Raw genomic sequence first — 14,414 nt, 5'->3', positions numbered from 1 at the left:
ATTATCATTATTTAATGATATTTTATTCTATCCTTTATATATTGTCAATAGTTTAATTTTAAAAATAAAAAATCACTTCCATAAACATGAAAGTGATTTTTATATAAGTAATAATATTTATTATTTTGATATTCTTCTTCCTAACTCAACTAGCTTGTCTAAATCTTCTCCTTCTGGTTCTCCCTTTACAACTACACTTTTTTCTAAAAGTTCTGCTCCATTATCTTCCATTCTTTGTTCCCATTCATCCATGAAGGCTCCGCCTCCCCATCCATATGAACCAAAAAGAATCATTTTCTTTCCTGATACTTCTCCTTCTATTGATTCGATAAATGGTTCAACTTCTGTTTCTTCTAAATTTTCAGCTCCCATAGCTGGTGAGCCTAAAAGAACTATATCGCAATCTTTAATTTCATTTTCTGATGCAGAATCCATAGTAAATAAATTTACTTCTGCCCCATTTTCTTTTGCTCCACTAGCTATTAATTCAGCCATTTTCTTAGTGTTTCCTGTTGATGAATAATATATAACATTAATTTTCATAATATCTACCTCTTTCTAATTAATAATAATTATCTACTAATAATATACATTAATTATCCATTTCAGTCAATAGATTTTGGAAAATTTCTTATAATTTTACTCTGATTTATTTTAACTTACCATTTTCCATAATTAAAATCCTATCTGCAACGTTGTTTGCAAAATCAATATCATGTGTAATTATCATTATTGATATTCCATCTTCATTTAATTTTTTTATTATCTTAGATACTTCTATTGTTGTTTCAGGATCTAATGCAGATGTTGGCTCATCAAAGCATAATATTTTAGGGCTCATAGCTAATGCTCTTGCAATAGCAACTCTTTGTTTTTGTCCTCCTGAAAGTTCATTTGGATAACTATTTTCTTTTCCATTCATTGATAAATTATCAAGAAGTTTTAAAGCTATTGCTTTAGCTTTATCTTTGTCCATTTTTAAAACTTTAATAGGAGCTTCAATTATATTTTCAATAACAGTCATATGTGGAAATAGATTAAAATTTTGAAACACAACTCCTATGTCCTTTCTTATTTCTTTCAATAATTTACCTTCTGAATATTTTCCATCAGCAAAGAAAGTTTTATCATTTATAATAATTTTTCCATTATCACACTTTTCAAGACCTGTTACACATCTTAATAATGTTGTTTTTCCTTCTCCTGATTTTCCAACTACAACAACTGTTTCACCTTTTTTTATATGTAAGTCTAAATTTTCAAAAATATTATTATTTCCAAAGCTCTTTTTTATTCTTTCAACCTTTAACATAAAATCTTCTCCTTACTTATAATAATTGTACTTTTTTTCTAAAACTTTAAATATGTTAGTTAAGATTAAAACTAATAAAATATATACTATTCCTACAAGCAACAATGGTAATAATGATGCATATCTATTTGTAGCAATTTTTCCTACCATTAATATATCTTGAAGCCCTACTATATAAACTAATGATGTATCTTTTATAAGGGTTATAATTTCATTTCCTATGGCTGGAATAACCCTTTTAAATGCCTGTGGTAAAATTATTCTTTTATATATATTAAATTCTGAAAGTCCTAACATACTTGAAGCTTCAATTTGTCCTTCATCTATTGATTCAATTCCAGCTCTAAATATTTCTGTAAAATATGCTGCATAATTTAAAATAAAAGCAACTACTGCTGCATCAAATCTATTAAATTTTATTCCTATTAAAGGTAGTCCAAAAAATACAAATATAATCTGTAAAAGAAGTGGTGTTCCTCTCATAAGTAATATATAAGTATCTATAATACATCTACTAACTTTTGTTGCTTTCTCTCTAAAAATTGATATTAAAATACCAAAAGGAATCGAAATTAAAGCCGTTAAAATAAATATACTTAATGTAATTTTCAATCCATTTAATAACTGTGGTAATAATACTTCTATATTCATCTTAAAATTCTCCCTTTAATATAATATCTTTTCCAAACCATTTTTTTGATATTGCACTTGCTGTTCCATCTTTAATAACTTCTTTTAAACCTTTGTTTATTTCTTCTTTTAATTTTTCATCATTTTTCCTAATACCAACAGCAAAATATTCTTCACCAAAATTTTCATTTAATACTCTATATTTATTTGCTCCTCTAGCATTAATATAATACCTAGCCAGAACCTCATCTGCAACTACAGCATCAATTCTCTTTGCATCTAAATCCATAAGAGCATCATTATTAGATTGATATGCTATATAATTTTTTCTATTTAAACTATTTAAAAATTTCTTATCTTTTGATATTGCGTCTGCTGCACTTGAAGCTGATTGAACCCCAACATTTTTATCTTTTAAATCCTTTTTGTCTTCTATATTACTATTTTTTCTAACTATTATTACTTGTTTATCTGATATATAAGGAATGGAAAAATCAACTTGTTTTTCTCTTTCTTTAGTTATTGAATACCCACTCCATATTAAATCTATATCTTTATTTCTAAGTTCTGTTTCCTTAGTAGTCCAATCTATAGGTTGAAAGATTATTTGTTTATTTATTTTTTCTCCCACAGCTTTTGCAAGATCTATATCAAAACCAACAACTTTTCCAATATCATCTTTAAATCCCATTGGTACAAAAGTATCATCATATCCAATTATAATTTTGTTATTATATTCTGTTTTATCCTCTTTATTTAATAAGTTAACTATAAAAATTATACTTATAATTACTAATATCCAAATAAATATTTCTATAAAAATTTTCCTCATAAACTCCTCCTAAAACTTTTATTATTTAATACTTTAACACGCTAAATTATTAAAGTCAATATATAAAAATAAACTCCTAGAGTTATTTTTCTAGAAGTTTATTTATTAAGTAATTCTTTTAAAGTGCCACTAACTTGTTCCGTATGCCCAACAACTGTATCATTAACTTTTTTTTCTATATCTTTTGTATCTTTCTCTAATTCTTCTTTTATATCTTTATATTGAGTTGATACCTTTTTAGATTCATCTATTTTACTTTTAATTTCTAATGTTTCTGGTAATTCTAATTTTAAAGATATGTCTTTGCCTATTTCTTCTACGTTAATTTCTTCATTTTGAGCTACATCTGTTTTTATTTTATTATCTCCAGCACACCCTGCTAACATAAAAACAGATAATGTTAAGACCATAACTATTATAAATTTTTTCATTGTGTCCTCCTCGCTTAAGATGTTCTTAATTTGAGATATTTTAATTTTATGATTATATTTAATAAGTTTTCAATAACATTTAATTAAGTTTTACACAATGTTAATATAAAATCCCTAGAAATTCATATTTCTAGGGATTTTATTCTAATTATTACTATCTTTTAACATTTCTCCTATTGCAGCTATACTTCCAAGTGATGATAAAGTTTCATTTGGTAAAATAAGTTTATTAGCTGGATTATTGGCCATCTCTTTAAGAGCTTCAACTTGTTTTAAAGCAATTACTCTTTCATCAGTTCCTGACTCTATAATAGCAGAGTTTATTTTTCTAACAGCTTCTGATTCTGCCTTTGCTATTTCTTCTATTGCTTTTGCTTTACCTTCAGCTTCTAATAATTGAGATTCTTTTAAACCTTCTGCTCTTCTTATTTGAGCTTCCTTTTCAGCTTCAGCTTGTAATATTTTAGCTTGCTTTTCTCCTTCAGCCTTAGCAATCTGTGATTGTCTTAACCCTTCAGCTTGAAGTATCATAGCTCTCTTATCTCTTTCAGCCTTCATTTGTTTTTCCATAGCATTTTGAATTTCTGCTGGTGGAATTATATTTTTTATTTCTACTGATAATATTTTAATACCATATGCATCTGTAATTTCATCTATTATAGTAAGTAATTCTTGATTTATTTTATCTCTTCCTGATAAAACTTCATCTAATGACATATTACCTATTAAATTTCTTATATTTGTTGTTGCTGAATAAATTATACCAGCTTTAAAATCTTCTATATTATAAACTGCATCTTTAGCATTTAAAAGTTTATAGAAAATAACATTATCTACTGAAATATTAACATTGTCTTTTGTTATAACATTTTGAGGTGGTACATCAATTATTTGTTGTTTAGTTGAAACTTTCTTTCTTACAAAATCAGCAAAAGGAATAGTAACATGCCAACCTGGTTCTAATACTCTATGGAATTGCCCGAATCTTTCTACTACGTATAAATAACCTGTATTTACAATCTTTATTGATGATAAAATAACTGTTAGTATTAATAATACTAATATTATAGAAACTATTATAATTCCCATAATTATTCCTCCTTAAATCCTTTTATTTTAAATTTATTTCCCTCAATACCTGTAATTATAAATTTTTCACCCTTTTTTATTTCATTTCCTTCATTTATAGCAGACCAATATACTCCCCCAACTTTTATCATTGCTGTTTCTGCTATATTTTTTTCTGCTTCAAATTTCATTCCAATATAAGTTTCCTCCATAGTTTGATTTTTAGTTAAACAAACTTTAAATTTTTTCTTAGCCCAAGGATATCCAATTCCAATTGCTATAACACTAACTATACCAAATATAATTATTTGTGCTAAAAAACTTATACTAAAAAGATTAGCAAACATAGCTACTATTGCTCCAAGTCCTATCCATGAAAATAAAAAAGCACTAGTTGCTAAGTCTATTCCCACCATAATAATAGCAATTATTATCCAAAATATAGTCAAAGCCATTAATATCCCTCCTTTTTTTAATTATATGTTTTTTAAAGTTAAATATCCTTAGGAATATATAATTTAATTATAATTAAATTATATATTCCTTATTACGTTTTTTCAATTTATAACAAACCTCTTTAAATGTTATTAAATACTATTTAAAATATAATTCTAAATCATATCTTCTATTTTCATTGATTTTCTAATATTTTCATCTTATTATTGTTATATGTAAAGTAAAAACTAATATTAAATATTGAATATAAAATATATAACGGAGATGATAAATGTGGATTTTATAAAAATAGCATCAGCATGTCCTAAGACTAAAGTTGCTGATGTTAATTATAATGTTAGTCAAATTATAAAATGTATGAAACTTGCTAAAGAGAATTCTGCTAAAGCTATTGTTTTCCCTGAACTTAGCATAACTTCATATACATGTGGAGATCTTTTTCTTCAAGATAGATTAATAAATGAATCTTTAAAAGGACTCGTTGAAATAATGCTTGAAACTTCTAATACAGATATGATTACTATAGTTGGTGCTCCTATTTTAGATAATTGTACTCTTTATAATTGTGCTGTGGTTTTATTTAAAGGTAAAATTCTTGGAATAGTGCCAAAATCATATATACCAAACTATAGCGAATTTTACGAAAAAAGATGGTTTACTGAAGGTGTTTCTATTATAAATAGAACTATAAGTCTACCATTTCAACAAGATATACCATTTGGTACAGATCTTATATTTACTTGTGATAATCTTAGTTTTGGATGTGAAATATGTGAAGACTTATGGGTAACTATACCACCAAGCTCATACCTTTCTTTGTTAGGAGCAAATGTAATATTTAATCTTTCAGCTTCAAATGAATTAGTTTCTAAGGCAGATTACAGAAAAGATTTAATCAAAAATCAGAGTGCTCGTTCAATTTGCGCATATGTATACTCATCAGCTGGAGTATTTGAATCAACAACTGACCTTTTATTTAGTGGTCACTTACTAATATCTGAAAACGGAACTTTATTAAAAGAAAATAATAGATTCCAAAGAGATAATGAAATTATTTATGCAGATATAGATACTTTCAGATTAAAATCAGAAAGAATGAAAAATTTAAGCTTTAGAGATTCTTCAAAATTTACTCCATTTAAAGCAAGAAAAATATATTTTGATTTTGATTCAATAGAAAATAATAATTTCAATAGATTTATTGATAAACATCCATTTGTTCCTTCAAAAGAATCTGAGATGGAAGCTAGATGCAAAGAAATATTTAATATTCAGTCAGCAGCTTTAGCTAAACGACTAGAACATGTTAATTCAACTAAAACAGTTATAGGTATTTCTGGTGGATTAGATTCAACACTTGCATTACTTGTTATTGTTAAAACTTTTAAACTTTTAAATATTGATAATAAAAATATTATAGCTATTACAATGCCAGGATTTGGTACTACAGATAGAACATATAATAATGCTTTAACTTTATGTAAAGAACTTGGATGTGATTTACGTGAAATAAATATAGTTAAAGCTAGCCTTCAACATTTTGAAGATATAGGTCATGATAAAGCTATACATGATGTTACTTACGAAAATGTTCAAGCAAGAGAAAGAACTCAAATACTTATGGATTTAGCTAATAAAGAAGGTGCTATTTTAGTTGGTACTGGAGACCTTTCAGAACTTGCCCTTGGTTGGTGTACATATAATGGAGATCATATGTCAATGTACTCTGTTAATCCATCAATTCCAAAAACATTAGTTAGATATTTAGTAAATTATGTTGCTAATAATGAATCAACTGAAAAAATTAAAGAAACATTGATTGACATATTAAATACACCAGTTAGTCCTGAACTTCTTCCAAAGGATAAAACTACTGGTGAAATAACACAAAAAACAGAAGATATAGTTGGTCCATATGAATTACACGATTTCTTCCTTTATCACTTTATAAAACATGGCTCATCTAAAGAAAGAATATTATTTTTAGCTGAACATGCATTTAAAGATGATTATTCAAAAGAAACTATAGAAAAATGGCTTGATAAATTCTTATGGAGATTTTTCTCACAACAATTCAAAAGAAGTGCACTTCCTGACGGTCCAAAGGTTGGGACAATTTCTTTAAGTCCTCGTGGAGACTGGAGAATGCCATCTGATGCGTCAGTTAATTCTTTTAAATAAAAAAATATATTTTTAAATTATTTAACCTCTAAAAGTTATTCAAAAAAATAACTTTTAGAGGTTTATTTAAGTTATAAGTTTATTTTATTATATTTTCTTAAATTAATTTATTACTATTTATTTTTATACATATATTTATTATCTACAAACTACTTCTGCTAAAAGAGCTTGTATTTCATATATATTAACTCCCTTACTAAATTGTTTTTCTATAGGTTCTGCAATACCAGAAATCCAAATTTTCAATTCAGAATCTAAATCAAAATGACCTGATGATTCTACTGAAAAATGAGTTATACTTTTATAAGGTATACTATGATATTCTATCTTTTTCCCAGTAGCTCCTTGAACATCTATCATTATAAGCCTTTTATCAGTAAATATAAGTGTATCTCTTATAAGTTTATATGCTTTTTGTACAGTTTCACCATTCCAAAATAACTTTCCAAAATCTTTTATAACACTTTCTCTTGAAATCTCTGAAGCATTTCCTAATATTCCACCTAATAATCCCATATTAATTCATCCCCTTTAAATAATAAATTTATTCCTTTTCTCTAACTTCTTTTAACTTAGCATCTACTAATCTTATAAGTTCTTTTCTATCTTCTTCATCATTAACTACATCCATCTTATCCATGTCTATAATCAATACATCAGAAGCCTTATAGTAATTTTTAACCCAGCCATCATAATCTTTCCACAAGAACTCATAGTATTCCTTTAAATCATCATCTATTTCAAATTCTCTTCCCCTAAGCTTAATTCTATTTAACACTGTTTCAAATGAACCCTTTAAATATACCATTATATCAGGAGCCTTTTTTGGTAACTCCTCTAATTCTTGCATCATATTATGTAAAAGATTTTCATATATTGACATTTCAAGATCTGATATTCTACCAAGTTCCATGTTTTTCTTAGCAAAATACCAATCTTCATATATTGATCTATCTAAAACATTATTATTATGAACTAATGCATCCTTTATACTTTTAAACCTAGTATTTAAAAAATATAATTGTAAAAGAAATGGATACCTTTTCTTTTGAATTTCTTCTTCACTTTCACTATAAAATAAAGGTAATATAGGGTTATCATCTACACTTTCATAAAATACATCTGAATTAAAATGTTCTCCTAATATTTTTGATACTGAACTTTTTCCAAGTCCTATCATTCCTCCAACAACTATCAACATATCTCACCTGTCCTTATAAATTTATCCTTACAAATTCTCTATGTTATTAAGAATACAAATTTTATCTTTTTAAGTCAATGTTTTTCATATTATATATCTTTAATGTATTATTTTCATACATTTTTATCCATGGATATTATGTAATAGATTACTTATTTAAATATTCTAAACTTCCTTTACAATTGTATGTTTTATAAGATATACTTAGTAGGTTGATAAAAATTGTACGGTACAAATATAAATATTCAAATTTACAAACGAAGGGAAATTTAAATGAACGATTTAAAATTTAAAGATTTAAACTTAAAAGAAAGTATACTAAAGGCTATAGATGATTTAGGATACGAATCACCATCACCAATACAGGCTCAGAGTATACCACTAGCTACGGAAGGATATGATTTAATCGGGCAAGCTCAAACAGGAACTGGAAAAACTGCTGCTTTTGCTTGTTCAATACTTAATACTTTCGAAAAAACTAAAAATGTTGGAGCTTTAATTCTTACTCCTACAAGAGAGCTTGCTATACAAGTTTACGAGGAACTTAACAAGCTTACTAAATATGATAAAATAAAAGTATTACCTGTATATGGTGGTGACTCAATAACTAAGCAAATAAAAGCTTTAAGCCAACATGTTGATATAGTTGTTGGTACTCCAGGTAGAGTTCTTGACTTAATTAGAAGAAAGAAACTTAACTTAAGTAAAGCTAATTACTTAGTTTTAGATGAAGCTGATGAAATGCTTAATATGGGATTCATAGATGATATTGAAAGTGTTATAAATGAACTTCCAGAAGATCGTCAAACACTATTATTCTCAGCTACAATGCCACCTCAAATAAAAAAACTAGCTAATAAATATATGAAAAAAGATGCTAAACACATAGAAATCAAAAAAGTTGCTATGACAGTATCTAAAATTAAACAACATTATTTTGAAGTTAGTCCTAAAAATAAATTTGAAGCATTATGTAGAGTATTAGATTTCGATACACCTGAAATAGCTATAGTTTTCTGTAAAACAAAAAAAGGTGTTGATGAATTAGTTCAAGAAATGCAATCTAAGAACTATGTTGTTGAAGGAATGCACGGTGATATGTCTCAAGCACATAGAATGAAAACTTTAAAGAGATTTAAAGAAGGTTCATTAAACTACTTAGTTGCAACTGATGTAGCTGCAAGAGGAATAGATGTTGAAGGTGTTACACACGTTATAAACTATGACCTTACTCAAGATGTTGAAAGCTATGTTCATAGAATCGGAAGAACTGGTAGAGCAAACAGAGAAGGTACTGCTTATTCATTTGTTACTCCAAGAGAATCTAGAATGATGAGAGATATAAAAAGAGTAACTAAAGCTAATCTTATTGAAGGTACTATCCCTACTGTTGATCAAATAGTAGAGAAAAAATTATTTAATAAGTTCTCAAATATAGAGGGAATATTACAAAATAAAGCTTATAAGAAGTATTTACCTTTAGCTGAACAAATAGCAGAAAACTTTAATCCTGTAGATGCAATAGCAGCATTACTTAAAATGCAATTTGATAATGAAATGTCATTTGATTATAAAGAAAATGCTTTATCTACTCCAAAATCAGAAGATGTTAGATTATTCTTCTCAATTGGTAAAAGAGATAAATTAAATGCTAAAACATTAGTTAAATTTATTGTTGATAGAGCTAAAGTTAACGGTTCTAAAATAAATAAAATAGATATACTTGAAAACTTCTCATTTGTATCTGTTGAGCCTGATATATCAAAAAAAGTTATTACTAAATGTTCTGGTATAAAACTTAACGGTAGAAGAGTTAATATCGAAGTTGCTACAAAAAGAAAATAATATTTTAAGCGGTGATTTTTAATCATCGCTTTTTTAATTTTATTACAGTATTTATAAATAATTATATATTTAACTTTTTAAACTTATTTTTATAACCTAACTATATACTGATTTTTATAATATATTTATCTAGTTACTTTTCTTAGTCTTATATTTTGTTTTTACTTAATCCATTTATTTAATATAATTAAATATTAGAATTTTATTGAATCATTTTTTCATATTCATTATTAAAATAAAAAAAGAGTAGTTCTTAAAAATCTAACTACTCTCTTTCAACTCTTATATTCAATCATAAGTAAACCCTTTCTTTTCAATTTATCCTTTTGTAGATAATTTTTCTGATAATTCTTTAAGTTCAAACAAACTTAATTTTGAAAGGTTTCTTCTACTATACATATTATTATTTGTAGCTTGTTTTATTTTTGAAATAAATTTTTCTCTATAATTCATTTATCTTCCTCCCTTCTAAACCCATTATAAAATATATTATACATACTAATATATTATCGTCAATAAAAAAAGCGCCAGAAATTCTGACACTTTTTTCTAGCCTAAATATGCTGCAGCACTAAGTGCTGCTATATTACCTTCTCCAGCTGACTTTATATATTGATAAGGCTTTCCTACACAATCTCCAGCTGCAAAACAGCCTTTTATATTTGTTTTCATAAGTCTATCAACCTTTATATGTCCATCTTCAATCTCAAGTCCTGGTACAAGTTGAGCTGGTGGTACTGCATTTTTTAATACAAACACACCATCTGTTTCTATTTCTTTATCTCCATTTAAAATAACTTTAGAAACTTTATTATCTCCAACAATTTCAACTGGTCTATCATCTACTATTGTTATATTATCATTAAGATTATATTCCCCTTTATACATAGGTATAAAGAATACTTCACTTGCTAATTCACTTACAAAATTAGCTTCCTCTTCGCCTTCTTTTGTATAACTTATAATAGTTACCTTTTTACCTTTATAAAGAGGTGCATCGCACGTTGCACAATAACCTACTCCTCTTCCTAAAAATTCAGTTTCTCCTTTTAAAGGTCTAGTATATTCAATACCAGTTGCTAATATTATACTTTTAGCCTCATACATCTTTTGATTAACCATTAAAGTGAAATAATCACCCATAGCATAAATATTATTTACTCTTTCATTAGTTATAGAAATTTCCATTTTCTCTAAATGATTTTTAAATTCATTTAAAAGATCTTTTCCAGTTCCCTTAGAAAATCCTAAATAATTATTTACTTTTGGTGCTTTTTCTAATTTATCACTTAAGTTATCATTACCAAATATTATAAATGATTTATTTCTTATTTTAGCATTTAATGCTGCTGATAACCCGGCTGGTCCACTACCTATTATTGCGATATCATATCTTTCGCTCATCTTAAGCCTCTTATTTATTTCTTTCTATTAAAGATTTAATTTGCTCTTTTGGTAAAAATCCAACAACAGTATCTACAACTTTTCCATCTTTAAATACTTTTAATGTTGGAATACTTTGAATTCCATATTGATTAGCTACTGATGGACTTTCATCTACATCTACTTTTACAAATTTTATATCTATCATTTCTGATTCTAAATCTTCTAATATTGGAGCTACCATTTTACATGGTCCACACCAAGTTGCAAAAAAGTCAACTAAAACTAATTCTTTTGAGTTTAAAACTTCTTCATTAAAATTATTATCTCCTATATGTTTTGGCATACTTTTTCCTCCTCATCATACCCCTAAGGGGTATCATCTTTTTTTTCTTATAATACTCTTTTTTTCTACAATAGTCAATACTATTTTTAGCTATTTATTATTTATTATTCCAAAGAAAATTTATAAAAAAACTAGCCAGAATTATGACTAGTTCTATAATAATTTTATTATCTTTTCTTTATAGTTTTCTAAATCTTCTTCAAATACCCCTTTTACTTTTAATGGGGATTCACCTACCACTATAATTTTCCCTTGGAAATAAATACACTCATCAACATCATGAGTTACAAATATTATAATTCTTTTATCATTTTTAAATATTTCCTTAAACTCATGCATTATTAAGTATTTAGTTTTATAATCTAAAGATTTAAAGGGTTCATCCATAAGTATTAAATCTGAAGGCTTACCAAGCGCTCGTCCTATATTTATCCTTTGTTTCATACCACCACTTAAATTATCTGGATATAAATTTTTCCACTCTAATCCATCAATTTTTTTTAGTATTTCATTTATTTTTTCATCAAGCTCTTTTCCATTATAATAATTTATAAGTGATAATTTTAAATTCTCATATACTGTAAGCCATGGTATTAATCTATCTTCTTGAAATATATAGCTTACATTTTCTATATTTGATCCAATAACTTCTCCTTTATCAGCCTTTAAAAGACCTGAAATTATATTTAAAACTGTACTTTTTCCTTTTCCAGATTCTCCAATTAAACAATTAATTTTACTATTATCAAAGCAAAAATTAAAATTATCTAAAACTACTTTATCACTAAACTTTTTACTTATATTTTTTAATATAACTTTATCCATCTCTTTGCCACCTATAAAATTTTCCTGTCAAAAACCTATTAAAAAGATCAAATAAAATTGATATTATAGCTATAATAATTATCCAAGCAAATATACCTGGAGTATTAAAATTAACTTTTTCTAATTGAACAGCAGAACCTATTCCATATTTAGGTTGTCCATGAACTTCTCCAGCTATTACAACTTTAAAAGCCAAAGATATAGTTGGTACTAATATTTTTAATATATAGAATATTATATTAGGTATATATACCTTTCTTATTCTATATATTTTAGGAATTTCATATATTGTCATCATTTCTTCTAACTTTTTATCATTCTTAATTAATGTATTAACTATACCATCATAAAGTATAGGAAAAACTATGGCTATTCCAACAATAAATGGCGCATTATCTTTATCAAACCATATAAGAACTAAAACTACTAACACTAAAGTTGGTATTGTTTTTCCTATAGAATTTAGTGGCTTTAACATATTATTTATAAAGGGGTACATACTAGACAGTACCCCTATTATAATAGCTGCTAAAAGTGCTACAATAAAACTTATTATAGTTCTATAAAAGCTTGAAGCAACAATTAAAATAAAATCTTTTTGAATTATAATTTCTTTTAGTGATTTAATAACTTTCTGAAGTTTTGGAAGATAAATTTCATTATTAATATAAGTTGCAACTAATTGCCATATTATTACTAATAATACTCCACCTAATATAACTTGTAATTTAGTCTTCCATGTAAATTCCTTCATTTATAGCTTTTCCACCTACTGATTTTTTATCAAATTCATATAATTTTTTAAAGAATATATTATATTCATTTTTTGAATCATCAATTGATACATATTTTAAATTAGATTTTTCCATAGCTTTTCCTATTACATCTTTGTTAGTTGATACTCCTACTTCTGATGCAATTTGACCTATTGAATTTTTATTTTCTACTGCATACTCAACACTATCATCTAATTTGTCTAAAAATTCCTCTACAAATTCTTTATTATTCTTTATTAAATCTTCTTTTACTATTACAGTAGCTTGAGGAAATCCATATTTTGAATTGTTTTGTTTTTCCCATTCTTCATTTAAATTAAGAATTATGTTTAATTTTTTCTTAGCTAAAACACTGCTTAAGGCTGGTTCTGTAATTACTGCAAACTTAGCTTTTCCTGATAAAATAGTTGGTGCAAGTTCCTGAACACCATTTAAATAAGTAAATTCTAAGTCCTTATCTAAGTTAAAGCCTAATCCTTTTAATATATCTCTAGTTACTATATCAGGAGTAAGACCTTTTCCTATATTGTATATATTTTTTCCTTTTAGATCTTTTATATTTTTAATATTTTCTGTTGAAACTAAATAAAAAGAGCCCCATCCTGTTGTTGCTGCAATTTTATAACCTTTTTCTTTATTATATTGTATTGCTGCAAGATTTGAAGGAACTATTGCTATATCTGGTTCCCCTTTCATAACTGATGTTGATAAAGTTTCTGGTGTCTTCTCTATAGTATAAGTAACATTATATCCATCTTTTATTTTTGGATTATCTTTTATAAGTTTAGCTGCGCTAATAGCTGGTAATCCATCAGGAATAGCAACCTTTATTTCTTTAGTTTGTATTGGCTTTTCATCCTTAGCACTATTCTCACTTTTTCCACATCCAACTAATACAAAAATTGATAATACTGCTAATAACAATGCTGTAATTTTATTTTTCATATTATCTCCTCCTCACTTAATATTATTTGTTTTTAATATAAATAATATACTTATATTTTAGAAAACTTTTCACTTTAAGTTAAATTATATCAAAGTTTTATTGTTTACTCTATAAAATTACCATGTATTTATTTTCATTATTTTGATTACCATATATTTAGTAGCTATTTTTATTTAAAATCA

The 14,414-nt window shown here is 26.1% G+C and carries 17 protein-coding genes; 2 read left to right on the top strand and 15 right to left on the bottom strand.

Translation table 11 applies throughout. From position 1 onward, the window contains the following. Nucleotides 1-120 precede the first annotated feature (120 nt). The 7 genes from AC4FQ1_RS11000 to AC4FQ1_RS10970 all read right to left on the bottom strand — a co-directional run bounded on the left by AC4FQ1_RS11000 (nt 121) and on the right by AC4FQ1_RS10970 (nt 4,728). Nucleotides 121-543 carry a flavodoxin gene (locus AC4FQ1_RS11000; protein ID WP_491169669.1) on the bottom strand — a complete coding sequence of 141 codons (423 nt, stop codon included), beginning with the start codon at nt 541-543 and terminating at the stop codon, nt 121-123. A gap of 106 nt (nt 544-649) precedes the next feature. Beyond that, a complete protein-coding gene (locus tag AC4FQ1_RS10995) occupies nt 650-1,312 on the bottom strand; it encodes an amino acid ABC transporter ATP-binding protein (RefSeq protein ID WP_491169668.1) in 663 nt (220 codons plus the stop codon). Nucleotides 1,313-1,324: 12 nt separating this feature from the next. Beyond that, a complete protein-coding gene (locus AC4FQ1_RS10990) occupies nt 1,325-1,963 on the bottom strand; it encodes an amino acid ABC transporter permease (protein WP_491169667.1) in 639 nt (212 codons plus the stop codon). Nucleotide 1,964: 1 nt separating this feature from the next. Next, nucleotides 1,965-2,774, bottom strand: a complete 810-nt coding sequence (locus tag AC4FQ1_RS10985; RefSeq protein WP_491169666.1) for an amino acid ABC transporter substrate-binding protein — start codon at nt 2,772-2,774, stop codon at nt 1,965-1,967. Nucleotides 2,775-2,872: 98 nt separating this feature from the next. Next, nucleotides 2,873-3,205: a hypothetical protein gene (locus tag AC4FQ1_RS10980; protein WP_491147572.1), complete on the bottom strand. Its 333-nt coding sequence runs from the start codon at nt 3,203-3,205 to the stop codon at nt 2,873-2,875. A gap of 144 nt (nt 3,206-3,349) precedes the next feature. Then, entirely contained in the window at nt 3,350-4,294 is a 945-nt protein-coding gene (locus AC4FQ1_RS10975) for an SPFH domain-containing protein (protein ID WP_491147574.1), read from the bottom strand. Nucleotides 4,295-4,296: 2 nt separating this feature from the next. Next, the gene (locus AC4FQ1_RS10970; protein ID WP_303128818.1) at nt 4,297-4,728 is read right to left on the bottom strand and encodes an NfeD family protein; all 432 of its coding nucleotides are present in this window, start codon (nt 4,726-4,728) and stop codon (nt 4,297-4,299) included. A 274-nt stretch (nt 4,729-5,002) separates the two neighbouring features. Between AC4FQ1_RS10970 and AC4FQ1_RS10965 the strand changes: the two genes are divergently transcribed. Beyond that, nucleotides 5,003-6,910 carry an NAD(+) synthase gene (locus tag AC4FQ1_RS10965; RefSeq protein WP_491169665.1) on the top strand — a complete coding sequence of 636 codons (1,908 nt, stop codon included), beginning with the start codon at nt 5,003-5,005 and terminating at the stop codon, nt 6,908-6,910. 138 nt (nt 6,911-7,048) lie between these two features. Here AC4FQ1_RS10965 and AC4FQ1_RS10960 read toward each other — a convergent pair whose 3' ends face one another. Then, complete coding sequence (locus AC4FQ1_RS10960) at nt 7,049-7,426, bottom strand: PH domain-containing protein (protein ID WP_303128822.1); 378 nt, start codon at nt 7,424-7,426, stop codon at nt 7,049-7,051. Nucleotides 7,427-7,454: 28 nt separating this feature from the next. Beyond that, entirely contained in the window at nt 7,455-8,111 is a 657-nt protein-coding gene (locus AC4FQ1_RS10955; RefSeq protein WP_491169664.1) for a deoxynucleoside kinase, read from the bottom strand. Between the two features lie 273 nt (nt 8,112-8,384). Between AC4FQ1_RS10955 and AC4FQ1_RS10950 the strand changes: the two genes are divergently transcribed. Beyond that, nucleotides 8,385-9,956 carry a DEAD/DEAH box helicase gene (locus tag AC4FQ1_RS10950; RefSeq protein ID WP_303128825.1) on the top strand — a complete coding sequence of 524 codons (1,572 nt, stop codon included), beginning with the start codon at nt 8,385-8,387 and terminating at the stop codon, nt 9,954-9,956. Nucleotides 9,957-10,274: 318 nt separating this feature from the next. On the opposite strand, the gene AC4FQ1_RS10945 is transcribed toward AC4FQ1_RS10950, so the two are convergent. The 6 genes from AC4FQ1_RS10945 to AC4FQ1_RS10920 all read right to left on the bottom strand — a co-directional run bounded on the left by AC4FQ1_RS10945 (nt 10,275) and on the right by AC4FQ1_RS10920 (nt 14,231). After that, entirely contained in the window at nt 10,275-10,409 is a 135-nt protein-coding gene (locus AC4FQ1_RS10945; protein ID WP_303128827.1) for a hypothetical protein, read from the bottom strand. A gap of 96 nt (nt 10,410-10,505) precedes the next feature. Further along, nucleotides 10,506-11,360, bottom strand: coding sequence for an NAD(P)/FAD-dependent oxidoreductase (locus tag AC4FQ1_RS10940; protein ID WP_491169663.1), 855 nt, complete (start codon nt 11,358-11,360; stop codon nt 10,506-10,508). A gap of 10 nt (nt 11,361-11,370) precedes the next feature. After that, the gene (trxA, locus tag AC4FQ1_RS10935; protein WP_303128829.1) at nt 11,371-11,685 is read right to left on the bottom strand and encodes a thioredoxin; all 315 of its coding nucleotides are present in this window, start codon (nt 11,683-11,685) and stop codon (nt 11,371-11,373) included. Between the two features lie 153 nt (nt 11,686-11,838). Continuing rightward, nucleotides 11,839-12,510 (bottom strand): ABC transporter ATP-binding protein, encoded by a 672-nt coding sequence (locus AC4FQ1_RS10930; RefSeq protein ID WP_303128831.1) that lies wholly within the window; start codon nt 12,508-12,510, stop codon nt 11,839-11,841. Beyond that, entirely contained in the window at nt 12,503-13,264 is a 762-nt protein-coding gene (locus tag AC4FQ1_RS10925) for an ABC transporter permease (RefSeq protein ID WP_491169662.1), read from the bottom strand. Before AC4FQ1_RS10925 ends, AC4FQ1_RS10930 begins: the two co-directional genes overlap by 8 nt. Continuing rightward, nucleotides 13,239-14,231, bottom strand: coding sequence for an ABC transporter substrate-binding protein (locus AC4FQ1_RS10920; RefSeq protein ID WP_303128835.1), 993 nt, complete (start codon nt 14,229-14,231; stop codon nt 13,239-13,241). Before AC4FQ1_RS10920 ends, AC4FQ1_RS10925 begins: the two co-directional genes overlap by 26 nt. Between the last annotated feature and the right edge of the window lie 183 nt (nt 14,232-14,414).

Source organism: Clostridium sp. TJA020 (genome assembly GCF_058310295.1).
This window is presented reverse-complemented; position numbering and strand designations above follow the sequence as displayed.

Bases quoted from the DNA above. Each gene is read 5' to 3' on its own strand.
- AC4FQ1_RS10925 (WP_491169662.1), bottom strand. From the start codon at position 13,264: ATGAAGGAATTTACATGGAAGACTAAATTACAAGTTATATTAGGTGGA.
- AC4FQ1_RS11000 (WP_491169669.1), bottom strand. From the start codon at position 543: ATGAAAATTAATGTTATATATTATTCATCAACAGGAAACACTAAGAAA.
- AC4FQ1_RS10930 (WP_303128831.1), bottom strand. From the start codon at position 12,510: ATGGATAAAGTTATATTAAAAAATATAAGTAAAAAGTTTAGTGATAAA.
- AC4FQ1_RS10990 (WP_491169667.1), bottom strand. From the start codon at position 1,963: ATGAATATAGAAGTATTATTACCACAGTTATTAAATGGATTGAAAATT.
- AC4FQ1_RS10950 (WP_303128825.1), top strand. From the start codon at position 8,385: ATGAACGATTTAAAATTTAAAGATTTAAACTTAAAAGAAAGTATACTA.
- AC4FQ1_RS10920 (WP_303128835.1), bottom strand. From the start codon at position 14,231: ATGAAAAATAAAATTACAGCATTGTTATTAGCAGTATTATCAATTTTT.
- AC4FQ1_RS10945 (WP_303128827.1), bottom strand. From the start codon at position 10,409: ATGAATTATAGAGAAAAATTTATTTCAAAAATAAAACAAGCTACAAAT.
- AC4FQ1_RS10955 (WP_491169664.1), bottom strand. From the start codon at position 8,111: ATGTTGATAGTTGTTGGAGGAATGATAGGACTTGGAAAAAGTTCAGTA.
- trxA (WP_303128829.1), bottom strand. From the start codon at position 11,685: ATGCCAAAACATATAGGAGATAATAATTTTAATGAAGAAGTTTTAAAC.
- AC4FQ1_RS10985 (WP_491169666.1), bottom strand. From the start codon at position 2,774: ATGAGGAAAATTTTTATAGAAATATTTATTTGGATATTAGTAATTATA.
- AC4FQ1_RS10995 (WP_491169668.1), bottom strand. From the start codon at position 1,312: ATGTTAAAGGTTGAAAGAATAAAAAAGAGCTTTGGAAATAATAATATT.
- AC4FQ1_RS10970 (WP_303128818.1), bottom strand. From the start codon at position 4,728: ATGGCTTTGACTATATTTTGGATAATAATTGCTATTATTATGGTGGGA.
- AC4FQ1_RS10975 (WP_491147574.1), bottom strand. From the start codon at position 4,294: ATGGGAATTATAATAGTTTCTATAATATTAGTATTATTAATACTAACA.
- AC4FQ1_RS10980 (WP_491147572.1), bottom strand. From the start codon at position 3,205: ATGAAAAAATTTATAATAGTTATGGTCTTAACATTATCTGTTTTTATG.
- AC4FQ1_RS10940 (WP_491169663.1), bottom strand. From the start codon at position 11,360: ATGAGCGAAAGATATGATATCGCAATAATAGGTAGTGGACCAGCCGGG.
- AC4FQ1_RS10960 (WP_303128822.1), bottom strand. From the start codon at position 7,426: ATGGGATTATTAGGTGGAATATTAGGAAATGCTTCAGAGATTTCAAGA.